We start from the raw sequence: 25029 nt of genomic DNA, 5'->3' as shown, positions 1-25029 counted from the left end.
CGTATCCTATGCACATTCTTAAAATAACTAATGATTAAATAAATAAACAAATCAAGAACCAACTATTTTTAAGGTAAACCACTTAAATTGAATGTTTTTTCACAAACGTATGAGAAGTTTTTCACTAACAATTGGAAGCCGTTTCAACAGATAGCACTTAGACCAATTAAAAAGTAGATGTTTCTTTTTTATATTGTGAATTTTTGAACTGCCAAAACTTCTTCCTTCTCCCTCTTACCTTAGAAGAAAAATAAAACCGCACCATCGGCTCACGCCAACGTTGCGGTTCCTATTAGTGTTGTCCGTATGTCTCGAATTTCTCCAAGACTTCCTTCATCTGCTCTTGATTCAACAGTTTTGGCGTGCCGATACAGCGGGCACGATAGTCCAGTTTTGCCAAAAACTCTATGTCCTTGGCGACACCAAAGGCACTGGAAAGATCTGGACCGATCGTCAACACCCCATGATTTCCTAATAAGATGCCGTTGTCCTTGTGGATAAAATTGAAGGCTTCTTCAGCCAGCTCACGCGTGCCAAAAGTTTTGTAGTCGCAACAGCGAACTTTTTCCCCAACAGAACCGATAATATAATGCAACGGTTCAATCTCTTGCTGGAGGCAGGCAAAGGTCGTTGCATATTCCGAATGTGTATGCACAACGGATCGAACCTCCGGGCGATTGCTATAAAAGATACTGTGCAGTTCATATTCGCTGGAGGGTTTGCGTGTGCCTTCCAGTACGTTGCCCTGAAGATCCATCAATACGATATCTTCAGGCTTTGTATCAAAATAAGGAATGCCGCTTGGACTGATCAACAGGGCTTCTTCTTCAGGCAAGTAGATACTAATGTTGCCCCCCGTTCCCGTTGTTAACTTTTCTGTAATGAGTTTTTTACCGTAATCGACGATCTGTTCACGTTCTTTTTGATGTTTCATCGTATACTCCTATCAATAAAAATTATTTTCAGGCTGTTCCTTGATGTACCGTTTCAGATCGTAGGGCGAAAAGATCCCACGATCCGTCACGACAGCACCGATCAGTTCTGGCGGCGTGATATCAAAGGAAGGATAGATCGCTTTGACACCTTCTAATGTATGTTTGATGCCGTTCAGCTCCATAACCTGCGCCGGATCACGCATCTCGATCTTGATACTTTCATGACTTGCCTTGTCTGTATCAGGGATGCCGGTAACAAAATACGGAACACCAAAATGCTGCGCCAAGAGTGCGATTTGATACGTCCCGACTTTATTCGCGATGTAGCCGTCTTGAGCAATCGTATCCGCCGCCGAGGTAAAGAGGTCGATCTTCTCGTGTGTCATCAGGTACGCGATCATATTGTCAGAGACCACGGTGGTATCGAACCCCATTTCCTCACAACAGCTAGCTGTCAACCGAGCCCCTTGAAGGTACGGACGGGTCTCTGCACAAAAGAACCGCAGCGTTTTTTTCTGTTCGATCGCTTCACGCAGCAGCATTCCGATAATGGTTTCACCAAAGCACTGCGTCAGTACCGTCCCATTATCAGGGATTTTTTCAATCAAGTATTTGGCTACTTGAGCCATCGTGTAATAGCGGCGATTTAAGGAATCGATCGTGTTTTGTTTGATTGCTTCTGTCGGATCTTCCTTGTTTTCCAGTGCTTTTTCTGCCACAGCGACGCATTTTTCTGTGATCAATGTCATCCGGTTCGCCGTTGTCGGACGGGCATTCGCAATGGTCGACGCGGCTTTTTTTAAATACGCGAGCTGTTCTTTACGTCCTAATCCCTTGCTCTCTTCTGCTGCCAGGGCCATCCCCATGCCTGCCGCAGTGTAGGGACCCGCACTCTGTGTGACCATATCCGTGATAGCTTGTGCCACCGCTTGATGCGTCTCGCACTCGACATACTCTAGCCGAGTTGGGTAGATACGACGGTCTAAAATTCGAACCTTTCCGTCTTCGTACCAGGCAACGTGTTCATATTGCAAAAGCGTTGGCATTGTATAATCTTGTCTTTCCAACTTCTTCACCTTCTATTTTATTCTCTTGATCTTTTTTAGCGGAGGGTTCCTTCGTCGATACCTGCTACTAGCTGACTTCCATTAGTAACCTGCTGCCGATTGATGATGAGCTGGATGCCCAGCTTGATCAATACCCGTTCCGCTTCGATTTTTTCCTCTGGTGCAATCATAGCGAGTTCTTTTACCTTTGAATCTCCGACAACTCTGCGGATGATCTCTGTTCCAGCATAACCCACAGCATCCGTCACTATCTCCTGGATCATTGTGTCTTTGAACACCTGATTTTTGTACAACGAAAAGGGCACAGCTTCGTCGTAAAGAGCGGACAGCTTCAGTTTTACCTTATCGTAGACATCGCTGATCGTCTGCTTGCTCCATTGATGGAACGCTTGATCCACTGTCGGATCAAATAGATTTTTGACCATCGGAAAATACAGATGGGCTAGAACATTGCCGATATCATAGCCCGCTGGCCCATAAAAAGCAAACTCCGGATCAATGACCTTCAATCCTTTTTGATTAATAAAAATTGAGCCCGTATGAAGATCTCCATGCAGCAATGATTGTGCATGATTCATGAAATTGTCCCGCAGCATTGCGACTTCGACCCGCAGCGGTTCATTCATATAAAGAGTATCTGCCACAAATTCTTCATTGCCTTCAGTCAAAATATTTCGCTGCTTGTAGTCATCATAGGGTTCAGTAAAAACTAGGTCTTCACTGATATCACACATTTCTGGATTGATGAATTCCTTGACCTGCTGCTTTTTCAGCCTACGATCCATCACAAGATCACTTGTCAGCAGCAACGTCCGTGACAAATAATCTGCGATCTCTTCACTAAAATTAGGAAAGGTCTTCTTTTCGATCAATTCATAACGCATATTCTGATAATCCGAGACATCCTCCATAGCCAAGGCGTGCATCTTGGGATCGTAAGAATACACCTCTGGCACGAACTGCGGCGCCAATGTGTTTTGCAGCTGAAGAATCTCCGCTTCGATCCGATTTCGATCAATGTCTAGTGGACGGCCCGAAGAACGCAGCACACGATCCGCCTGTTTGATGATCAGGCTTTCCTGTGTCGCCTCGTTCACCACACGAAAAACATAATTGATGTTGCCATCCCCGATCTCCGTCACTGTTAACGGCGCATCAGACGGAAACGCACCAATTTTCTCAACCACATAGCGCTTGACCATGTGCGGGTCCATTAGAAAATGCTGCTGATAATCCTCCGATTTTTTTGGTGTATGTTTCATAATATCGCCTCATTCATTTAAATTTTGCTCGTTCGCTCGCAGCTAGTTCAGTTAGGGGTATTTATTTTCCTACGCATACGATTCCGCTAAACATGCACCTTCATTTTTATGTTTAAGCATTTAGAAAAGGCTTCTCCTCTAATAAACTGTGAAAAGCGGCACTCGCAGCTACCTCCGAAGTAAGGAAATCATTTTTCAAGAACCGAAAAATGATGTCATTCTCGTCACGCCTATCATTTCTCTAATCACGCATACGCGTGAAGAGAAACTGACAAAAAAACACTCACCTAAAAGTGTACATTTAAACGAGTTAAATGCAACTTTTTGGTGAATGTTCTTAATGAATCGCAATCTTTGTTCCGACGGTGATTGTGGGCATTTCTTTTTCTTCTACATATAGTGTTCCTGGCAGCTCTGCGGTTTGAGAGCCGTCAAAGCGTAAGGTTATGTGACCTAAATCATCGAGGTTCTTCTTAACGACGTCTCCGACTGCTGTGATTTTGTAAAGCTGATCATCGAAGGAGAAGGTCATTCCTGCTGTGATTTCATCCGTGGAGGGCGTCAATTGGATGTTGTAACAATAATCTGCTAACGTCTCCGGGGCGTCGTCTCCGAAAAAGATCAGCATTTTCTCTTGCTGGAACATCTCAGCTTCTGGTCCAATGTTCGTCACTTGCGTCTCAAAAATCATCTTTCATCTCTCCAAACATTTTTAACTGTATAATCCGAAACTTGCTAACCATGCAACAACTACACGCGGCACACCATTTAAGAAACGTGAATATAAAACAGAAGGTACACCGACTTCAACGGTTTCTGCTTCCGCCTCTTCTAGCCCTAAACCTACTGGGATAAAGTCACAAGCATTTTGTGTATTGATGGCAAACAACGCTGGCAGTGCCAATTGCGGCGGGATATTTCCTTTACCGATCTCAACACCGATCAAGGTTCCCAAGATTTGGCTGATAACTGCTCCAGGGCCTAATAATGGTGATAAAAATGGCAGCGAGCAGATAAAGCCGATAATGATCAAACCGAAAACATTTCCCGCCAACGGTTTCATCAAGTTCGCAAACACCGTTCCGATGCCTGATCCTTGAATGATCCCGATCAGCAGTGATACGAAGGCCATGAAGGGAATCACGGTATTGATCATCGTCTGCACGCCTTCACGTGCGGATTGGTTGAAGGTTGCTACGACTTTTCCGGCACCCATCCCGATTTTCGCGATAAAGCTTTTTTGCTCCGCTCGTTGTTCTGTAATCTTTTTATCTGTTGAATATTTGAATTCACGCTCAGGCTTTTCTTCCGTGACGAATGCGGGCTTGCTGGCCGCTTCCGATTCATCGGCTAACATGATTTGGTTTTCACCGACAGCCGAAACATAAATATCTTCATGGATGTACTGCGCCAATGGGCCGCTTTTTCCAGTAGGTACAATATTTACTGTGGGGATATTCTTTTTAGGATAGATCCCGCAGCGTAAGGTGCCGCCGCAATCAATGATAGCTAAAGCGATTTCATTGTCTGGGATCGATGTTTTGAAGCCATTGACCGACTCCATCCCAGTTAATTCTTCGATCTTATTAACAATACTCGGCTTGTCTCCGCCGCCTGTCACATAAACAAATTTATGCTTTTCTTCTGTTGGTGTGATCACTAAAGGTCCGCCGTAGCCGCCTGAACCTTTTACAATTTTGATACTATTATAAGCCATTTTTGCTCCTCCTAGTTCTTTTTAACGTACTTATTTTTTTAGCTATTCTGTAACTGCGACGTCATCGGCTGTTTTACTTAATTGAATGCCTTGCTGTTTACAAACAAGTGCAGTCGTAAAGTCAGTCGTCCATCCGCCGATAAAGTTCATGACCAGCCCAACGAACATATAGCGAATCGCTAGTTCCATCGAATTCAGGCCTAATTGTGTGATCCCTTGTGCGATCCCCATCCAAACGAACAGCTCTCCTGGGTTGATATGAGGAAAAACACCGTTACTAGTATGACAAAATTGTGCATTCGCTGCGTAATAGCTTGGCTTATAGAATTCTGGCAAAAAGCGCGCCATTGTAAAGGACATCGGATTCCCTAACATAAAGGCTGAAACAAATGGCAGTACGAGATAACGAGTTACTGGGTTTCTTGAGGAGACTTTTGCGACTTTCGTGACCCGCTCTTCTCCTAGAAAGGCGATCAAGGTGTTCATTGCGACCATCAGCATCAACACAACAGGAACGATCCCTGTCATCCAACTGATAAATGTTTCGGCCCCTGTTTGAAAAAGACTCATGAAGCCTTCCGCGAAACTTGTAATATAATCCATTTTTTAAACGCTCCTTTTTGCAAATTTAGTTTGAATTGACAATTTCATTAGTGACAATTGATTCCCTATGTTGAAAATAGGTGATACTGGCGCTTTGTCTTGATGATTTCCTTTTTCTACGTCTAAATAAATTTTCTGTGCATTCGCCGCCGCTTGGCGAGTAAGCTTATTTTCCTTTACCAAAAAATCCGCTTCAGATAGCCGATGGATATCCGCTCCTACAAATTGCGGACGTGCTTTGAAACGTGCCAAGATCGAGATCCCCTGCATCATTTCCGCTTCTTGCACGATCCCCTCAGCGTCGACGCCTAGTAATAAGATCGTTCCTGAAGCGATTTTCCCTGGGCGTCGCCCGATCGCTACTTTTCCTTTGCGTTTCATTCGAATATAAACGGTATTAAAATTCTTGATCTGCTTCATTCCTAAAAAGATTTGAAGCCCGTAAGCCATAATTGCAATTGCTCCTAAAACAAAGATGTTCATCTCTTGTCCGCTCCCTTCTGAGCCATTCCTTGTACGCGACTATCCATTTACCAATAATTGGCGGTATTCCTCTTTGCTGGTGATTCCTTTGACCTGCTCACGCAATTCTTCATTAGAAGAAATCACAAAAATCGTATCGTAAAAGCTTAACAGTTCATCTTCCATTGCCAACGTCAGATTCTCTGGAATCGCGACTAGAAAAACAAGCTCGATCTCTTCAACGGATTTTCCTGCCGGATAGCTGCCGATCGTCACTAGAATTTCCTCACTTTGACGATTGATCCCATGGGGAAAGGCAATGCCGTTATCGATCACCGCCGATTCTTCCTGCGCCTTTGTCAAAATGTAGTCCTTGAAAGCATCCTCGATCTGTTCGTTGGCAACAAGCTTCTCTAACAAATCAACGAGGTTCTCTTCATACGATTTTCTGCTGTCTAAGTCTTCAAATGAAAACTGGATGTGTTCAAACGCGGCGGCCTTTGAGGCAACGATCCGTTTCCATTCACTTAAAAGCCAGTTTTCATTGAATAGATCCGTCAGCTTGATCACCGCTGTCGTTGCTTTCGTGTGCTTCAAGGGAATCGTGGTAAATACAGCGAAATAACGATCCAAATCCTTTGTCTCATATTCTTCTTCGGAATAATGGGCGATTCGGATGTTGGGCCCTAAAACAGTTTCTAACTGTCGCTTGATCATCAACGCTGTTCCCTTGCCGGTATTGCAGACAACGGCGATTTCCTTCATTTTCGGTTGCGCGTCTGATTTTAACGCCAATTCAAAATAGATCGCCAAGTAGGAAAGCTCCGACTGTTGCGTTGGCTTTTGCAAAAACGTCGTCAATGCCGAAATCCCTAATTCCGCCAGCTCATGTGAAAAGGCGTGCTTCTGCTTGAATTCTTCTCGAAAAATATCATAGGTCTCGATTTGAAAAATAAGACGGTTGATCAAAAACATAAAATGGGCACGGATGTTGTTGAATAATTGCTCTTGATCCAAATGAATAATGACTGCCGCATTGATTTGGTTCATCATGTATTGAAACAAGACCTTGACTTCTGGATTGTCCGCCTTGCTTTCGGACACCAGATTATTATTGAAAATATTCAACGGGAAACAGAGAAAGTCAAAATCAAATTGACTGATCGTCAGACTGTAGTCGGTCGCCAAACTGACAAACAACTCATCCAGCAAATCATCTTCCGAAAAATAATTGACGTAATACGGAACTGCCTGAATCAACGGATGCCCCTTTTTGATCCGCTGAATCGTCAGAACGATCGTTTTTTGCAGCAGACCCAATGTCCGAAAATCCAGCTTCTTATCTAACGCGATTTCATCGATACGCTGCAACAGCTCGTCACTTAACGCCGGCTGCTCCAAATAATCATAGGCATGCTGCAAATAGAGTAAACGCAGCTGTGCTTCTGCACCAGCTATCCGCAATCCTTTGTTAGGTGTACCAATTAAAGAAATTTGATAATTTAAAAGAATGGCTTTCAAATTCCTTAGATCCTTATTGACCGTTGATCGACTGACACCCAGCATTTCTGACAAATCATCAATGACCACATAGCCTTCCTGCTGCATAAAGCAATCAATCAATACCGCGATACGCTTCGTACTCGAATTAAAATCCGTTTGTTGTTTTAAACTGCCATTCATGATTTCTGAGAACTGTTTAGAATCCATGATTTTCAATGAATAAATATGGTCGATTTCTTCGATCATGGCAATATGTTCCATTTGGTCATTCAACAATTGAATAGCCTTTTTGGTGGTTTGCGGGCTCGTATCCGTTATTTTTTGCAATTCATTCAAACTCAAACGATCATGAGTCATAAACTGCTGCAATAATTGATACCAGCGATTGATCAATGCCATCTCATCCCCCCACCTTCTTTTATCCTCGTGTTTTCCCTCCGGCAACATTGGTTGTAACACCTGTAATATAGCTAGACCGGTCAGATAAATAATAGCATACTAGATCCGCGACTTCACTGAGCTTTCCACTTCTTCCCAAGGGGATCGTCGTTGTTTTGTCGTAATTTTTACGAAGATCCTCCACCGTGATTCCACGCGTGTAGGCCAACGCTGTTTCATAAGCTTCTGTTCTTAACCCTGTTTCTTCCATGATTCCAGGAGCGATCCCTACTACTCTGATTCCCTGTTTGCCTAGCTCTTTTGACCACGAACGTGTGAAGCTGTTTACCGCGGCCTTCGTAGCTGCGTAGGGGCTTTGTCCTTCTGACCCTTCAAGACCGCATTCTGAGGACATGTTGATGATCACCCCTGCTTGATTTTTCACCATTGTTCGTGCGACTGCTTGTGTCATTAGAAACAAACCTTTTTGGTTGATCGCCAACATTTTGTCAAACACGGCATCTGACAGCTCAAACGGACCATGAGGATCTTCCTCATCCACTAACAAGCGAGGAACATTGATTCCGGCATTGTTCACCAATCCATCAATTTGACCGAGCGCCTCCTCGACTTTCGCGACATTTTCTTCTACTTGTTTTCGATCTGAAATATCTGTCTGGAAGTAATGAAGATTCTCATGTGCGACTTTCCCAGGCTGAAGATCAAAATTCGCAACAACGACCCCCTGACCCAGCAATTCATCAATAATACTGGCACCAATTCCTGAAGAACCGCCTGTAACGATCACTTTTTTTCCTACAACGTCTAACCAATCTGACATTCTGTGTTCCCTCCTCTTAATTACACGCCAAGTATAAAGCGCTTTCTGCAAATGATTAATACGCTCTTTTTTTATTCGTCTGAAAAAAAGGTGTACTAATTTGTGAAAAGTGAACAAAAAAAGCATGAGTAGACATTCTACTCACGCTTTTTCAATACACGATTGATTTCTGTTTGTAATAGCTGCGGCGACCGTTCGATGGCGTCGATCGTATCCCCTGCAATGTGGGAGGTGACGAGGACATTGTCTAATCTCAGCAGCGGATCATCGGCTGCCGCCGGCTCTTCCCATAAAACATCAAGACCTGCCCCAGCAATTTGTTTCGTTGCCAAACACGCGATCAAGTCCGATCGATTGATAATATCTGGTCGAGCCGTATTGATCAGATAGGCACTTGGTTTCATCAGTTTTAGCAACGATTGATCAATTAAATTCTGCGTTTCTGGTACGACCCTCAAATGCAGCGATACCACATCTGATTCGCTGAATATTTCCTCTAAAGGCTTCCATTTGATACAAAAGCCTTCCTTGTCCAATGCAGCTTGATCCAGCAGTGCATCATAAACACTTACATCCATCCCTAAAGCAACTAAACGCTTCGCAACGATTTTCCCGATATGTCCTAAGCCGACCAATCCGACTTTTAAATTCGAAAAAGAGGTTTTATACGCATCATTGGAAAAATTTTGCGGCCATTCGCCCTTCTTAACCTGAATCGCAGAAGCAACAATGTTTCTTACCGTTGCGTACATCAAGCCAATCGTGAAATCAGCCACAGGCTCGGCATTACGGATCACATTAATTACTGAAAGTCCCTCTAGTTCCTTTACGGCCTCTAAATCAATGTGCTCCAATCCGCCACGACACGTGCCGATCATCGTTAACTTTGTCGTATGGGTCAGTAATTTCTGTGAAACAGGTGCCAAATGTACCAACAAGCAGTCTGCCTCCGATGCCGCTGTCAGTACCTCTGGAGACCATTCAAAACCATTCGGCCCTTCCTGTTCCAACTGTTTGATCACCTCGCGAAATGCGGAACGAGATGTTCCTGCCTGCCACTCAAACGTCTGGATAGTTATGGGTTGGGGAAGCGACAAGCCTTTCGCTGCTTCGGCTAATGAATCTGCGGAGACAAAAGGGTCTCCGATCACAACGATATTAGTCATTTTGTTCGCCTTCTTCCAACAATACCCCTGCTTTCGGTTTCACGTGAAACTTTTTAGCCAAGTCTAAAAGCTGTTGGTCTGAGATACGTTGTTTGATTTCTTGTCTGGTCGAGGAGATTTCTAAATAGATCTTTGCGGCCTTTTCTGCCGTTTCGACCAAGCCAAACGCATCGTCCATCGTTTGCCCTGCACCCATGATCCCATGATGCGGCCAAACGACGATTCTAGCGTGCTGCATTTTTTCTGCTGAAGCGGTGCCTAATTGGCGGGTTCCCGCCACCATCCAGGGTACCACGGAGACACCATCTGGAAAGACGACTAAACATTCGGTGATCATCTGCCATAACGTTTTCGTAAATTTCAGTTCATCCAAATCATGAATGAAGGTCATCGCCGATATCGCTGTGGCATGGGTATGCAAGATCACCCGATGCGCAGGATCTTGCGCGAGGCGAACGGCGTGGCATTGGAGATGCGATGCCAATTCACTTGTTGGCAAATCACCACCCTCCAATCCCCACAGCAACTCATACTTATCCCCTTTCGCATTTATGCGAATGATCGCTAAACTATCGGCAGGATTCTTATAGATATTTTTAAAATACTTGCCTGATCCTGAAACGAGAAACAACTCTCCGGCCAAACTTTTGACAGTAAAATCTAACGCTACTGTTTTTTTAATTTGGTCAGTATTGAGATAATAGCGAACTTCCTCCTGTGGCAACCGGTAGCTGATATTCCCGCCGTTCCGCTCTGCCCAGCCGTAAGCCCATAACTGGCTAGTGGCTTCGCACATTTCGCGGATAAAGGGCGCTTGGCTGATCTCATGAAGTTTCATTTTCTCATCCTCCGTTATTTAAATGATTAAAGGAGGATCGTAATTAGCCGGGCGACGATCAGAAAAGCCAATCCTAACCCACCATGAATCCAATACGTTTTGCTCTTAATAACATCTCCATTCGTGCCAATAACCAGTTTTTTAGCACCATCAAAAAAGAGTTTGATAAAAAAGGCCAACCCGATCAATACAAGCAACTCGCTAATCATTGCAATCCTCCTTTCCATTCACTATTTATTTTTGCCCATAATACGCATTCGCACCATGCTTACGCAAATAATGTTTGTCCAGTACACGTTGCGGCAGTTCCTCCGCAAACGAATTTAATTGGCGCGTCAACAGGTTCATTTTGCAGACTTCTTCCAATACCACCGCGTTCATCACGGCACTATGGGCGTCCTTGCCCCAAGTAAATGGTCCATGCCCGTGAAGCAAGACTCCTGGAACTTCTAGCGGCTTGATCTCACGCTGTTTGAAGGTCTCGATAATGACACAGCCCGTTTCATGCTCATAGCCTTCATCGATTTCATATTGACTTAAAAAACGCGCGCAGGGGACAGAGCCATAAAAGGTATCCGCATGAGTCGTTCCCATTGCGGGTACATCCAGACCAGATTGCGCCCAAGCCGCCGCCCAAGTCGAGTGCGTGTGTACGATCCCTCCGATTTCTGGGAACTCTTTATATAAAACCGCGTGAGTCGGCGTGTCAGAGGAGGGATTCAATTCTCCTTCGATCACATTATTATCAAGATCGACCACGACCATATCTGAAGCCTTCATTCCCTCATAACTGACTCCGCTAGGTTTGATCACAAAATACTTTGTCTCGGGATCATAAGCGCTGACATTGCCCCAAGTATATTTAATTAAGCCATGCTTCGGTAAAGCTAGATTGGCTTGAAACACTTCTTCTTTTAATTGTTCTAACATGGATTCGGTCCCCTTTTACTCTGGATTGACTGCAACAACGATTTTGTTATAAGCAAGCTCACGTTTAAACATTTTAGGCAATACCTTCGGCAAATCCGCCATCGTGATCTCATGACTGACCATCTCTTTGAATTTGATCCGATGTTTCGACATTTCTTCTAATGTCGCTTCCCATGCACGCCCTGGATAAGGCGCTGTATAAGAATTCCACGAACCAGTGATCGTCAATTCCGCGCGCATGATCCGCTCGGCTTCCTGTTCGGATAACGGCAAATCTTGATGGGAGATTCCCACTAATACGACGGTTCCATGCTTGCGGGTAATCAACAATGCCTGCTTTTGCGTAAATTTACTGCCGGCTGTCTCGATCACTACGTGTACCCCTAATCCTGTTTCTGCTTTGATTGCTTCTTCCAAATCTTGCTCTTTGCTATTGATGATCACATCTGCCCCCAGCTGTTTTGCCAAAGCCAATTTTTCATCAAAAATATCAACAGCGATCACCTTTTTCGCGCCAAATATTTTCGCGATTTGAATCGCAAATTGTCCGATCGGGCCGCAGCCAAGAACCGCAACGGTATCCCCGACCTTCATATTTGCGCGCTGCATCGCGTGCCAACTGATCGTCGCCGGCTCTACCCCTGCTGCGGACAACAGGTCCAACTCCTCCGGCAGGATGACACAATGGGCTTCCGGGACTTTCACGTATTCTGCAAAGGCACCATTACTGCCAGTACCGATTATGTTATAATTATCACTGAGACCATAGTATCCTTCTTTTGTATATTCAGAATTAGGATCTGGGATCAGTGGTGCAACAGCGATCTTGTCTCCGACGTGAACTTTAGTGACGCGTGATCCTACCCGATCTACCGTGCCGCTGAATTCATGTCCTAAAATGAGCGGGTACATTCTTGCACCATCTTCTAAGTTTGCGCGGGGTACATCTGAGCCGCAGATTCCCGCGTAAGCGACTTTGACTAACACTTCTTCCTCACCGATTTCTGGCACCTCTACCTCTTGCACTTCCAACACACCAGGCTTTACTAAAACGCCGGCTTTCATCTTTTCTGTCATACTCTCTCACCCTTTTCTATTAAGCGACCTTTGTTTTGGCCTCTGGAACCTCACCGTTATTTTTCGCCGCAGCCCGTTCAACATACCCGTAAAAGGCTTCTTTGTTTTTGCGGAACAAGAAGTAAACGACAAAATAAGCGACGATCGTCAAGCCAATCAACAATGGATTCTGACTTAAAAAGGCTAAGAAAATTAGGCCAAAAATCGGTTTTCCCAAAATATTGAAGCTTGTAACCATCAAGGCCCCTGCTGGCAACGTAACGCCAACGGTCTGCGCAATTTCTGTAAACATCGGTGCTGTGTAAGAACACATGTATAAGCCTAAGCTGAACCAAATCACACCATTGATCAGTGTTTTGGCAATATTTCCGTTAGATAAACATACCAATGCCTGCACCATATACGGAATCGCCAACAAGTCAACGACTGGTAAGGTTTGGTTACCTGGCAGGATCATTGCGATAAAGACCATGATCGGGATCAACAGGATTCCAGAGATCAATGTCGCAGGCTCCCCATACCCTGTTGCATCATTGACGCCAAGGTACCATTCGCGTCCTTCATTATTGCCGCGAACATTTTTACTAGCCGCTTGCGAGATCGGGTTGAACGCTTGAGAGAAAATACCTGCTACTTTCGGGAAGATCGCCATTACCGCACTCGTTGCGATCGCGACTTCTGTGATTTGACCCCATGCAGACAATTCTGCCAAATTACTGATATTTCCCAAGATTCCTAAAAACAGTCCCAAGAACAATCCCAATGAGATTGGTTCACCTAAAAATCCTAATTTCTTTTGTAGTCCTTGAGGATTCAAACGAACTTTGTGCAGACCAATCATATTCCAAATCGGGTCCATCAACAGCGCGAAGATCCCCGGCTCAATGTTGTGCATCGCGATGATTGTACAATTCGGATAATGATAATAGCTGGACCATCTTCTAGCCAACATTTCTGATAACAATAAGCTGTACATATTCAGCAAGCACATCAAAACAACTGCTAAGATCATATTTTTTGTTGCTAGATAGACCATCGAACCCCAAACCATATAAGAATAATTGTTCCACAGATCTGAAGGCTGGAAGACGTTGGTCCATTTGACTAGGAACAGCACCGTCTGCAAAACTAATGCGATCACTAGATAGATCATGCCCGCTTCTGTCGAGTAGGCCACTAGTGCCGTTGCTTGCCAACCCACATCGAAAGCAGGAAGATTGATTCCCGTTTGATCCACCATCTGTTGAACGACTTTAGAGATAATGGGGGTGTATGAGTTCAAAATCAATGTAAAGCCCATCAATCCTACACCTGCATACAATCCAGATAAAAATGCTTTTTGAGTCTTTACCTTCAATACTTTGGCAACCGCAAAAATCATCACAGGAACAAAAACAGCCGATCCAAACGTATCAAAAACGCTCTTTAACGTATCTAACATCTCATTACTCCTTTTTCATATTTATGTTTTTATTTTATCCATTGCTTTTTGTTCGCAAGAAACCAAAACAACCTTTTCGACTGATTATTTGTCTAATGTTAGTAACACACCGTCTACTTCTTCTAAAAATTCTTCTTCGCCGAAGCCTGTTAAAAAGCCGATCGCATTGACTACTGGAATTCCATAGTCGCCATCCGGCAAAGGGCTGGTATACGTAATAAAATCAAACTTTCCTGTTTTTGCTAAAGACAGCGCCTCGTTCGGATTCGCTTCTGTCGTATCGACGATATAGCCCTTTTCTTCTAGTGTTTCTCTTAATTTTTCTGCCACCATTGACGATGTCACTGTTCCTGATCCGCAAACAGATAATACATTGTATCTTTTCATTATTGTTCCTCCTTAGTTTTTTTTAGACGTTTTCTAACGCCATTTTTGCCACGATAGTATACATTTCTTCGACAGAGGATGCTTGCTCTAACCGCTTCAATGTCTCGACGTCTTGAAAGAGCCCCATCAATTTACTCAACATTTTAACTTGACCATCTGGGTCTTCTACCGCCATTAAGATCACCAATGATACTTGGACCTTGTCTTCTGGATTGATCATTGAACGGACTTCGATCGGTGATGCCAAAGTCGCGATCGCTAACGCTGACTGATACACATGCTCGCGGTCCGTATGTGGAATCGCAATGCCATAATCCCCCATTTGCAGCCCTGTTGGAAATCCTTTTTCCCTTTCCAAGACGGCTGAGGTGTAGCTGGGTTTGACATACCCCTGCTCCTCCATTTTTTTTCCCAAAAATGCAATCATCTCTTCATAATCCTGCGGCTTCATTTTGCTAAAAAGCAACTCTCGTTTGATCACTCGATCCCTCCTACTCTGTTTTTTTGCTTCTTGCTTAAAGAAAAGATACCACGGAAACGCTTTCTTTAAAATTTCTTTTGAACTCATTTTTTACTGAACCTGTTCCTGAATATTTGTATGACTTGCTGAAAACATTGATTTCACAAGCCTTTGTTCTTCCTTGATTGTCCTTCTATATCCTAAGTGCACAAAAAATCCCGCTCATAGACGAGTGGGAAAGTGACGCTCATTTTTTATATTCTCGAATGATTGATAGGAGAGCTTGTTTGTCTGTCGCCTGGTCTAAACGTTGGATTACCTTAGGATCACTGGCAATTTTCAGTAATTGCATCATAGGCTGGATATGCATCTTCTTATCAATTGCAGAAATAACGACTACGTAACGGTACACCTGCCCTTGGCTAGTAAATCCCTGAGATACCTTCGCCAAACACATTCCCAATTCTCGAGCGCCGTTTTCAGGAACCGTATGAGGAATCACTATTTGATTTCCCAACACGATGTTCGGTGTGACTTCTGGAAACTGTTCTTCAAGATGCGTTAAGTAACGGGGCTCAACGATCCCGCGATCAATCAAATTTTGCGTTGCCTTCTGTAAAATCGTCGGCCAATGACACGTGTTCGGTAAAAAGATAATGCTCTCTTCCGTAATCAAATCGCTTAAATTCAGCTTTGCTTCGTTAGTCAAAATGTCCTGATCTTGAATTTGAAAAATCGAATTGTACGAGATCATCAATTCTTTGCGAATTTTCCCTTCCGTTTCTTGATTCATCGCGATATGTTTTTTGACGATCGATAAAATGTGCTCGGGCTGCAGCTTGTAACTATCGATTTTATAGATCAATCGAATGACCTCGTTGACGATCAATGTCTTATTCATTGCTGATAGATCATTGCCTACAACGATCACTGGCAGCGTCGTTGCCAATGGGTTCGTCGAAAAAATCAATTGGACATCGAGGTGGGCTTCTTTTTCATAAAATTCACGGATTGAAAAGGAACTGACAAAGTGGATCATAGGGAACCAGTTATCCAGTGTCCGCTCTAATAGCTTTGAGCTGATAATGCCGTTGGGACATACGACCGCGGCTTTGACGATCGTATGCTCTAGGTTGATGGGCTTTTCTTTTTGCATATAAGCACCAATGAACATCGTGATTAGATAGATTTCCTCATTGGGTATCCGCTCTTCAAAAAAATCTTCTAAAGGGGCGATCGAGGACTTTACGATAAAAAATAAAGGGTCCAACTGATTTTTGACAATGTCTGTAAGGGTGTAATCCGACGTGAGCCCGTAGCGAATGCGGTAATATGCCGGTGTCAAATGCAACGCTAGGTTCTCAATCAATTGCGCCTTGTCATTTAGCTGAATGATCGTATTTTTTTCAAGCCGATCAATGAACTGCTCGATGTGTGTCCGCAAGTCGTCTTTGTTAAGAGAAAAAATACTGCTGAGGTCCGTGATTTTTAAAGAAAGAATATACAAACATAAGTAAAGATGCTCCGTATACGATTTCGGAAGCGAACCTTGTACTGTCAATACCTTGACGATGGCCGCATACTCATTGGTATCCATGATCTCTTTAGCCAACAACCCAAAACGCTGCTCGATAATGTGCTGATTTTCAACGCGTCGTTCTAATAAAACTAAGAAATAAGGCGCTGTTTGGATTCGATTGTCTGTGTATTGAACTTGCAGTTCTTCTTCAACGAAACGCAACATTTTTCTCTTTTCGTTGATCTCCGCTGCTTGTATATGCAAATAGGTATCAAAAATAAGACGGTTGTAGATAGATTCCATCACCTGATCCGTCACAACAAGGATCAGCCCACGGATAGCCTCTTCATCCCCTCGAAAGTAATACCCGCCTTTTCTGGAATAATCAATGGACACATGGTGTCGTTTCAATTGCTTCTTAAGCTTCTTGATATCTGAAACGATCGTGTTTTTACTTACCTCCAGACTTTCTGAGAAGTGATACAAAGAAAGGTAATCGGCAGAAAAAATCAACAATAAAATAACCAGCATCCGGTGATGTTCATCCAAGAAGCTGTGTTCATCTGCCTGTAATTGGCTTTCGCTGTTCATAATTCCAGAGAAAGCATCGATCACTTTCGTGTCAATCACAAAACTCCCATTCCGAGAGCGAATGATTTTACGATAGTTATTTTCCTGCAAATAGTCATTTATTTTTTTTAAGGCATAATCTAATTGGTTGCGGGTAAGATCGTATTTCTCCATGATTTCCTTTGAAGAAATGTTCACTCTAGAGGCGACTGATTGCAGAATTTGAACGCTTCGATTATCAAGATCCATCTATTTTCCTCCTCCATCAATGTATCCTCTAGTCTAGCCTGAACAGAAAAAATAGTAAACGGTTTCTTTTTGTCTTAGTTTTTAAATAACGATATCTGAAGCAAAAAAAAGCTGCACCCACTCACGTGATGCAGCTTGATAATGTGTATTAAAATTCTCCCGGATTGGACTCGATCATCACTTTGATCTCGTTGCCCTCCATGACCTTGTCGAAGGCGTCACGCCATTCGGTCAGTGGGAATTTCTTCGTGATCATCTCGTCGATATTGATGGCGCCTTTGGCAAGCAGATGGATCGCGATCGGCCAATCGTACGGATTTTGCGAACGGCTGCCGATGTATTCGATCTCTCGCTGAATGATCGATTCGGTGTCCAGCTCCACCATTTTATTGGCGAACAAGCCCACTTGGATGAATTGTCCTTGCTTGCGAATCAACGGCAAGCTGGCATTGACTGCCGGCACCGCTCCAGAGGCATCGTAGACTTTGTCGACACCGTAGCCATTTGTCACGTCAGTAACAACCTTAGCCAAATCTTCAGTCATCGTATCAACGATCACATCCGCGCCCAATTTTTTCGCCAATTCTAGGCGATGAGCATCTTTGGTGATCCCCGTCATGATGACGAATGCGCCAATTTCTTTAGCGATTTGTAATAGGAACAGACCAATAGGTCCAGGCCCCATAATAATGATCGTGTCCTTCAATTCTAGCTGGCTCTTTTGGTACATCGCATGCACACAGCACGCCAACGGTTCACTCATCGCCGCACCTTCGTAGCTCAAATGATCCGGTAAAACATGGATGCTTTCTTCCCGAGCTAAAACATAATTCGCCATCGAGCCGTTTTGCTGGGTGCCGATGCCTTTGCGGTGAGGACAAAGATTGTATTGTTTTTCTTTACAGTAGTCGCATTCGTTGCAGACATAAAACGTCGTTTCGCTAGTGACACGATCGCCCACGTTGACCTTGGTCACCTGCTCGCCGACTGCAACGACCTCTCCAGAAAATTCATGCCCTAATACAACGGGCGTGGTGGGGTTTTTGTATTCCCCTTTAAACGTATGGATATCCGACCCGCAAATTCCAGTGTACGCGACTTTAATGAGTACCTTGTCCGCTTTCGCTTCAGGTACTGGCAAGTCAATAAATGCCATTTGGTCATAACCGGGTGCTTGTTTTGAGACGCCCTTCATCATTTTCGTCATTTCTATCTGCCTCCTACATTACTTGTGCAACAAATTCAGAAAGTTTTAAGAAGATCCATTTCAGGAAGTTCCCACCTGTATCCAAGTTGGTGATTTCTGCCGCGCCTTCTGGGAATTTCACGATTCCTTGAGCCATTTCCGTAATGACTGGGGCAAAGTTTGTCGCCATCAATAACGCTGCGGCCATGACTACCGTCAATGAAATCACAGAGTGTAAAATGTTCCCTTTACGACTTGGAACAACCAGTGCTGCGAAAAATGGGATCGTTGCTAAATCCCCAAATGGCAACACGCGGTTTCCTGGTAAAATAACCGCTAAGAACAAAGTGATCGGTACCATCAAAAGACCGGTCGATAGGGCTGCAGGTGAGCCTGTCGCTAACGCCGCATCCATCCCTAGATAGATCTCGCGATCGCCATAACGGCTTTGCAATAATTTTTGCGCGCCTTCTTGAATCGGGATCAACCCTTCCATCAAGATTTTTACCATCCGCGGCATTAAGAACATCACACCACCCATGTTCATTCCGATTTGCAGAATGCCGATGAAGTCATAGCCGCCTAACAACCCAAGGAACATCCCGATGATGATTCCCATGATCATTGGTTCCCCAAAAATACCAAAACGTTTTTGGATCGTTTCCGGTTTTACATCTAATTTATTGATTCCTGGGATCTTATCCACGAGCCAACCAACTGGCAACGCTAAGATCGCGTATCCTTGAGCGGAACCAGTAGTGATACTGATCCCTTCTAAGCCATAATATTCTTGAACTTTTGGTGCTGTTTTGTCTGCGATGATTTGGATAATAATCGTAAACAAAATCCCACACAGGATGCCAAAGAAAAAACTTTTTGTTACAATATAACCAGTTGCTGCCACAGAACTAACATGCCAGTAGTTCCAGATGTCAATATTCAGTGTCTTGGTCCGATTTAATGCCAGCATAATTAAATTTACGATCAAAATTACTGGAATCATCACAGCCGCGATTGGTTGCGCCCATGTCCCGGCTGAGACTGCTGGCCAGCCTGCATCGATGATCGTCAAGTTCAAACCGAACCGCTCTACCATCGCTTGTGCTGCTGGACCAACGTTTGTTGTCAATACTGTGATGACCAAGTTGATCCCGATCATCCCGATACCAACTGTAATTCCTGAAATAATTGCTTTCTTCACTGGAACTCTAAAAATAATTCCGACAATGAAAATGATGATAGGGAGCATGACACTCGGGCCAGCACCTAAAATACTCTGTACCACATCCATTAAGCCATCCATTCACTTATTCCTCCTAATTCGTTTTAAATGTATTTAATTTTTTCACCGAAAAAACACGCCTGATCCTCATCACATCTATCATCCCGTTACTTTTTCAATGAAAACTTAAACCTAGATCGTCGGTCTGTCTCATGTAGACGAATCCACTAGCGCGACTATCCCTAGTGGAACTCGCCAAGTAGCTGCTTATTGAATATTTTTTGCGGCTTCAATGATTTGATTTTCTACTTTATCTGCTCCGATACCTGTCAAAAAGGCCATTGCTTTGATCGCTGGAATCTTGTATTCCGTTGGAAGCATCGTCGTTGAGATCAGCATATCCGCTTCGTCCTGTTTTGATGCCGCTTCAGAGATTTTGATTTGCATGATCTCTACAGGCATATTATTTCTAGCGAATAAATCCTCTACTTTTTTCATAACTACCGTTGATGTTGCGATTCCTGCACCGCAAGCGACTAATACGCGAATTTTTTTCATGATTGATTTCTCCTTTTTCATCCTATTGAATTCATTTTTCTTGAGAAAAATGAGTCCTATTTTCAAGCCGTATACCATTCCACTATCTTTCTTCATTCTTATCGCGGACTCTTTTGTTGCATTGTTTTTTCACTATTCGTTCTGGGAAAAGTGGAACTGGCATCCTTTTTCATAGTAGTGAATTCATTTTTCTTGAGAAAAATGAGTCCTATTTTCAAGCCGTATACCATTTAAAAACTCATTTTCTGTCTGACGACATTCTTATAAATGATTCTTCTTGATTGTTTGGATCAATTCCTCTTCTGAGGTTGCTAACAATAGTTCTGATAAGACGGTTTCGTTTTGTAAGAGTCCCATCAGTGATTGCAGCATTTCCAGCTGTGCATGGGGTTGATTGAGTCCTAGAACAAAGACGACTTGCGCTTTGATCTGAAAGTTGTTGTCCTCCATGCTGTAAAAAACTACGGGGTCTTGCAACGTGATCACTGCTACGAATTCTTCCAAGACACACTCGGCGTCTGTGTGAGGGATCGCCGCTCCGAAATTCATCAATTGGATACCTGTCGGGAACGTCTCTTCTCTCTTTTTGATTCGCTCTAAGAAGTCCTCCCGTACCCAGCCAAGATCTAACGCTTTTTGCGCCACCTGATCAAATAATTCTGCTTGGGACGAAAAATTTTCTTGTGCGAAAACCAAAGGTTCTTTTACATAGGAACTTAGTGTCGTTTCTGCCATTAATTTGCCCTCCAATACTCATCGTTGAAACGAATCAACGCCTCCCGAATCTCTTCCTTCGTGGTTGCTTTTTCTAACTGTGCTAATTCCTCTGCGCCTGCCAAACTCATCATTTCAAAAATCAAATCCAAATGTTCTTCTTTATCATTGGAACCCAGTAAGATAACTGTATGGATTTTCCGACCATCTTCTGTTAAAACGCCTTTTTTTACTAATCCTAAGCTGATTCCTACACCGATCGCTCCTGCTTCTGTGACCGTATGCGGCAACGCGATCTTATGACGCAGCACCGTATAGGCTGGCAAGATCGGCATTTCTTTTTTCAGCGCCTTGACGTATGCCTTCGTAATGACCTGCTGCTGTTCCAGCGGCCGTGCCAAGGCCTCCAAAACTTCAGACCAGCTAATTGCTTCTTCAAAAATCTGGATCGTTTCTCCCTTTAACAGGTCGATCAGATGCGGTCGTTTCTTTTCTAAAATCTTGGATTCTTTTGGCGCAAACAGACTGAGCAATTCTTCATAAAGGCTCGCTTCGTCTGTCACATTCGCGTGCTTTTTGACGACCGTCAATATTTTTTCTGGTGTGACGATCTCCGTTTGGATGATCGCTGTGGACCGCAAGACCCGCTCTCTTAATTGCCGCTTTTCCTGGTCAGACAAGAAGTTGTTTACGACAAATACTTTCTTTTCTGTCTTTAACGGAACGGCTGAGAAAATGAAATCCACATCATACTCTGTGCGGTAAAATTCCCGCGCCGACATGGATGTGACAAAATCAATTTCTGGCAATAAATTTTTCAACGTGTTCTCTAGCAGCACGGCGATAGAGATGCCATTCGGACAAACGATGATCGCACGCTTTCGATTTTCCGGATGGACGATCTCCGAGCTTTCCACGATGTGACTGCCAATAAATAACGAAATGAAAAACAATTCTGCATCTGGGACCGATTGTCCAAAGTATGTTTCCAAAGGACCGCTAGCTTCTTTGACTAGATAGAACAGCGAGAAAAGATTGGCATCCTTGTTTTCCTGATAAAAGCGCGTCTGCAGGTTCAAATGGTATTTGATTCGATAATACGCTGGCCGCATGTGGACGAGGAGGCGTTCCAATAGCTTTTCCTTCTCTTCCAGGCTGACACTGGCGATCCGTTCAAAATTCGCGATGACTTTTTCCAACGCATCCTTCATCTTGTTGATCTCTTTCACCGACAGAATGTCGCCGCGGGAAAGATTCGTGGTCAGCAGCAGCATCGTGACATATACCCGCTCGTTCTCACTTAGACCATCGACATCCCAGATGACCCGGTCAGCAGCTAGATATTCCTTCGTGTCTGCCAGCTCCCGGTAGTTCACCTTGAAGCTGTAGGAAATCAATTTGCCCTTCTGCGCCCGTCGAATCATTAAAATGATCAGCAGCGGCAATGTTTTTAACCGCTCATCTGTAAATTGGACTTCCAGTTCTTCCTCTACCAGTTCTACCCGTTTCCGAAAAATGTCGATTTGCTGCGGGTCGATATTCGCGAACTGGATGATAAAGTTGACACCGTTGTACATCACCGCCAAGTTATTCAACAGGTTTGAAAGGATGTTTCGCTTGTTCCATTCATCGCCTTGGATAAAGTAGCCTTTCTGCCGTGTATACTTCAGAGCCAATTCATTCTTCTGAAGCTCCTGATCCACTTCCTTCAGATCCCGCAAAACGGTGTTGCGGCTGACCTTCAATTCATCAATAAAATGATTCAGTGATAAGTAATCTTCCTTACTCAATAACATCAATTCAATAATAGATGCTCGTTCTTTGCTGGAAAACACGTAACTCTCTGCGGGTTCTCCCAGCTGCTCATCGCCTCCTTTATAGGTTGAAAGAATATCATTTGTGATCAGAAAGTGACCGTTCTTTGTTCGTTTGATCTCACTCAGCTTTTCATCTACTAAAGAATCATTGATTTTCTTTAACGCGTAATTCAATTGTCCTCGCGTCAAATCAAATTTTTCACATAATGCTTTACTAGTGATCTGCGGGTTGTTGACTAACTCAACAAAAATTTGATTGGTTCGTTCTTCTAAATTCATCGTCATCCCTCTTTACATCTTCAATTTAATTGAAAAACGCTTACATTTCCATCATCTTTGTTCCCAAATAGTTCAGTGTTTTTTATGCAACTTGGTACTTACAAAAACTTTTTTTCACAAAAAAAAATGCACAAAAACCAGAAACTCCGAATTGATAGCTCTAACGAATCGTTGCGTTCCTGTTTTTTGCTGCATATTATGCAACTTGGTGCTCTTGTTCTTTCCCTATTTTAGCAAGAGTCTCATTATTTGTCTGTTCTTTATGTAAGTTAGACTTGGCGGTTTTTTTCTGCTTTCTCCCTTAAATACAAAAAACTAGCAGTGATCTGCGCGCAAAGCGCACGCCTCACTGCTAGTTTTTGACGTTCCTTTTTTTAGAATGGGTACTGTCCTTTTCCTGATTTGGTCGTTACCCATTGTGTCCGAGTAAATTCTTCTAGCACCCACTCGCCGTTAAAGCGGCCGATCCCAGAATTCTTCTCGCCGCCAAACGGTGCGTTCGGCTGATCATCCACGGTCAGGCCATTGATATGGCACATGCCGGACTCGATCTCGTTCGCCAACGCCCGTCCTTTGTCTAGGTCCTTCGTAAACAGCGCACTCGACAGCCCGTATTCAGTATCATTGGCTGCCTGGATCGCAGCTTCCGTATCCTTCACCTTTAAGATCGGAAGAACCGGGCCAAAAATCTCTTCATGGAAAATATCTAATGATGGATCATCTGAGACCAATACCACTGGGTCCACCACTTGACCATGGACTACTCCTTCTACTAAGAACGTCGCGTTTGCGTCTTTTGCTCGTTGAATGATTTCTTGGATCTGATCTGTCTGCTTTTGATTGATGATCGGACCAATGACCGTTCCCTCTTTCGCAGGATCACCTACAGCCAATCCCTTCACGCGTTCGACGACCTTAGCAACAAATTCATCAAAGACAGCTTCAACAACAATAGCACGATTGGCAGCCATACAGATCTGTCCTGAGTGCATAAATTTGCTGACGACAAGTGCTTGTGCCGCTTCTTCGATGTCCGCGTCCTCTAAGACGATAAACGGGGAATTTCCGCCAAGTTCTAAAGCAACTTGCTTGATCTTCTCCCCACTCATGGCATGACTGGCAATGTTTTTTCCGACAGCCGTAGAGCCTGTAAAGGAAATGAAGCTTGGGATCGGGTGTCCGACAAAGTAATCGCCGATCTCGCTGCCGCTTCCGACAGTCACATTGACTAAGCCTTCAGGAACACCGGCCGCTTCAAAGATGGCCGCTGGCAAAAGTCCGCCAGTCACTGGACTATCACTCGCGGGTTTGATCACGACGCCATTTCCCGCTGCAAGCGCCGGCGCCAAGGAACGCATCGTCAAATGGAACGGAAAATTCCATGGGCTGATGATCCCGATCACCCCAACTGGGCGATGGGTCACGAAGCTTTCTTCCCCGGGGGTATTCGTAGGCAAAAGCTTGCCCTCTAGACGCATCGGAAAACTGGCCGCTTCTTCTGTGATCCCTTTTGCGAGACTGGCTTCCAGACCGGCTTTGATTTGTGTCGCACCGCCTTCTTTGATCAGCCACTCGACGATCTCCGCCTGCTTTTCTTCCATTAATGCGGCTGCCTTTTCGATGATCGCACTGCGTTCCTGCGGTGTTTGCTTCATCCATTCCTTCTGTGCCTGTTGAGCGGCTTGATAGGCCTCATCGACATCCTCTGTATTCGCACCTTGGATCTTCAGGATCGTTTCTTGCGTATAAGGATTCTTATCCTCATTTACATGCGTTGAATCTTTACCTTGTCTCCATTTTCCGCCAATAAATTGTTTGTCGAACTGTTTTTCCATAGTCTCCACCTCT

24 protein-coding genes are annotated in these 25029 nt (G+C 44.0%); all 24 read right to left on the bottom strand.

Annotation, left to right across the window (positions count from 1 at the left end; translation table 11 throughout):
* Nucleotides 1–292 precede the first annotated feature (292 nt).
* The 24 genes from A5868_RS00480 to A5868_RS00365 all read right to left on the bottom strand — a co-directional run bounded on the left by A5868_RS00480 (nt 293) and on the right by A5868_RS00365 (nt 25016).
* On the bottom strand, nt 293–934 hold the full coding sequence (locus A5868_RS00480; protein WP_086305955.1) for an L-fuculose-phosphate aldolase: 642 nt from the start codon (nt 932–934) through the stop codon (nt 293–295).
* 12 nt (nt 935–946) lie between these two features.
* Nucleotides 947–2002, bottom strand: a complete 1056-nt coding sequence (locus tag A5868_RS00475; RefSeq protein ID WP_086305956.1) for an S-methyl-5-thioribose-1-phosphate isomerase — start codon at nt 2000–2002, stop codon at nt 947–949.
* A 35-nt stretch (nt 2003–2037) separates the two neighbouring features.
* Nucleotides 2038–3264 (bottom strand): S-methyl-5-thioribose kinase, encoded by a 1227-nt coding sequence (mtnK, locus tag A5868_RS00470; RefSeq protein ID WP_086305957.1) that lies wholly within the window; start codon nt 3262–3264, stop codon nt 2038–2040.
* A gap of 337 nt (nt 3265–3601) precedes the next feature.
* A complete protein-coding gene (locus A5868_RS00465) occupies nt 3602–3955 on the bottom strand; it encodes a PTS glucitol/sorbitol transporter subunit IIA (protein WP_086305958.1) in 354 nt (117 codons plus the stop codon).
* 21 nt (nt 3956–3976) lie between these two features.
* Complete coding sequence (gene srlE / locus A5868_RS00460) at nt 3977–4981, bottom strand: PTS glucitol/sorbitol transporter subunit IIB (RefSeq protein ID WP_010782187.1); 1005 nt, start codon at nt 4979–4981, stop codon at nt 3977–3979.
* Nucleotides 4982–5023: 42 nt separating this feature from the next.
* Entirely contained in the window at nt 5024–5584 is a 561-nt protein-coding gene (gene srlA, locus A5868_RS00455) for a PTS glucitol/sorbitol transporter subunit IIC (protein WP_010782188.1), read from the bottom strand.
* A 3-nt stretch (nt 5585–5587) separates the two neighbouring features.
* Nucleotides 5588–6067: a transcriptional regulator GutM gene (locus tag A5868_RS00450; protein WP_086305959.1), complete on the bottom strand. Its 480-nt coding sequence runs from the start codon at nt 6065–6067 to the stop codon at nt 5588–5590.
* Between the two features lie 39 nt (nt 6068–6106).
* Nucleotides 6107–7948 carry a BglG family transcription antiterminator gene (locus A5868_RS00445; protein ID WP_086305960.1) on the bottom strand — a complete coding sequence of 614 codons (1842 nt, stop codon included), beginning with the start codon at nt 7946–7948 and terminating at the stop codon, nt 6107–6109.
* Nucleotides 7949–7967: 19 nt separating this feature from the next.
* Nucleotides 7968–8768, bottom strand: coding sequence for an SDR family oxidoreductase (locus tag A5868_RS00440; RefSeq protein ID WP_086305961.1), 801 nt, complete (start codon nt 8766–8768; stop codon nt 7968–7970).
* Nucleotides 8769–8905: 137 nt separating this feature from the next.
* Entirely contained in the window at nt 8906–9934 is a 1029-nt protein-coding gene (locus A5868_RS00435; protein WP_086305962.1) for an NAD(P)-dependent oxidoreductase, read from the bottom strand.
* Entirely contained in the window at nt 9927–10772 is an 846-nt protein-coding gene (gene rhaD, locus A5868_RS00430) for a rhamnulose-1-phosphate aldolase (RefSeq protein ID WP_086305963.1), read from the bottom strand. The genes A5868_RS00435 and rhaD overlap by 8 nt, the downstream gene beginning before the upstream one ends.
* Nucleotides 10773–10798: 26 nt before the next feature.
* Complete coding sequence (locus A5868_RS00425) at nt 10799–10981, bottom strand: hypothetical protein (protein WP_086305964.1); 183 nt, start codon at nt 10979–10981, stop codon at nt 10799–10801.
* A 25-nt stretch (nt 10982–11006) separates the two neighbouring features.
* Nucleotides 11007–11702: an L-ribulose-5-phosphate 4-epimerase gene (locus A5868_RS00420; protein WP_086305965.1), complete on the bottom strand. Its 696-nt coding sequence runs from the start codon at nt 11700–11702 to the stop codon at nt 11007–11009.
* 15 nt (nt 11703–11717) lie between these two features.
* Nucleotides 11718–12779, bottom strand: a complete 1062-nt coding sequence (locus tag A5868_RS00415) for a galactitol-1-phosphate 5-dehydrogenase (protein ID WP_086305966.1) — start codon at nt 12777–12779, stop codon at nt 11718–11720.
* 19 nt (nt 12780–12798) lie between these two features.
* Nucleotides 12799–14220, bottom strand: a complete 1422-nt coding sequence (locus tag A5868_RS00410) for a PTS galactitol transporter subunit IIC (protein WP_010782197.1) — start codon at nt 14218–14220, stop codon at nt 12799–12801.
* Between the two features lie 84 nt (nt 14221–14304).
* A complete protein-coding gene (locus A5868_RS00405; RefSeq protein WP_010782198.1) occupies nt 14305–14607 on the bottom strand; it encodes a hypothetical protein in 303 nt (100 codons plus the stop codon).
* A gap of 22 nt (nt 14608–14629) precedes the next feature.
* The gene (locus tag A5868_RS00400) at nt 14630–15088 is read right to left on the bottom strand and encodes a PTS sugar transporter subunit IIA (RefSeq protein ID WP_086305967.1); all 459 of its coding nucleotides are present in this window, start codon (nt 15086–15088) and stop codon (nt 14630–14632) included.
* Nucleotides 15089–15314: 226 nt separating this feature from the next.
* Nucleotides 15315–17405, bottom strand: coding sequence for a PTS sugar transporter subunit IIA (locus A5868_RS00395; RefSeq protein ID WP_086305968.1), 2091 nt, complete (start codon nt 17403–17405; stop codon nt 15315–15317).
* A 148-nt stretch (nt 17406–17553) separates the two neighbouring features.
* A complete protein-coding gene (locus A5868_RS00390) occupies nt 17554–18612 on the bottom strand; it encodes a zinc-binding dehydrogenase (RefSeq protein ID WP_086305969.1) in 1059 nt (352 codons plus the stop codon).
* 13 nt (nt 18613–18625) lie between these two features.
* Complete coding sequence (locus tag A5868_RS00385; RefSeq protein ID WP_010782202.1) at nt 18626–19894, bottom strand: PTS galactitol transporter subunit IIC; 1269 nt, start codon at nt 19892–19894, stop codon at nt 18626–18628.
* Nucleotides 19895–20080: 186 nt separating this feature from the next.
* Nucleotides 20081–20371, bottom strand: a complete 291-nt coding sequence (locus A5868_RS00380; RefSeq protein WP_086306022.1) for a PTS sugar transporter subunit IIB — start codon at nt 20369–20371, stop codon at nt 20081–20083.
* Nucleotides 20372–20632: 261 nt separating this feature from the next.
* Nucleotides 20633–21106 carry a PTS sugar transporter subunit IIA gene (locus A5868_RS00375; protein WP_010782204.1) on the bottom strand — a complete coding sequence of 158 codons (474 nt, stop codon included), beginning with the start codon at nt 21104–21106 and terminating at the stop codon, nt 20633–20635.
* On the bottom strand, nt 21106–23181 hold the full coding sequence (locus A5868_RS00370) for a BglG family transcription antiterminator (protein ID WP_086305970.1): 2076 nt from the start codon (nt 23179–23181) through the stop codon (nt 21106–21108). The genes A5868_RS00375 and A5868_RS00370 overlap by 1 nt, the downstream gene beginning before the upstream one ends.
* Nucleotides 23182–23555: 374 nt before the next feature.
* The gene (locus A5868_RS00365; protein ID WP_086305971.1) at nt 23556–25016 is read right to left on the bottom strand and encodes an aldehyde dehydrogenase family protein; all 1461 of its coding nucleotides are present in this window, start codon (nt 25014–25016) and stop codon (nt 23556–23558) included.
* Between the last annotated feature and the right edge of the window lie 13 nt (nt 25017–25029).

The organism is Enterococcus sp. 12F9_DIV0723 (genome assembly GCF_002174375.1).
In the GTDB taxonomy this organism is placed as follows: Bacteria; Bacillota; Bacilli; order Lactobacillales; family Enterococcaceae; genus Enterococcus_A; species Enterococcus_A gilvus.
This window is presented reverse-complemented; position numbering and strand designations above follow the sequence as displayed.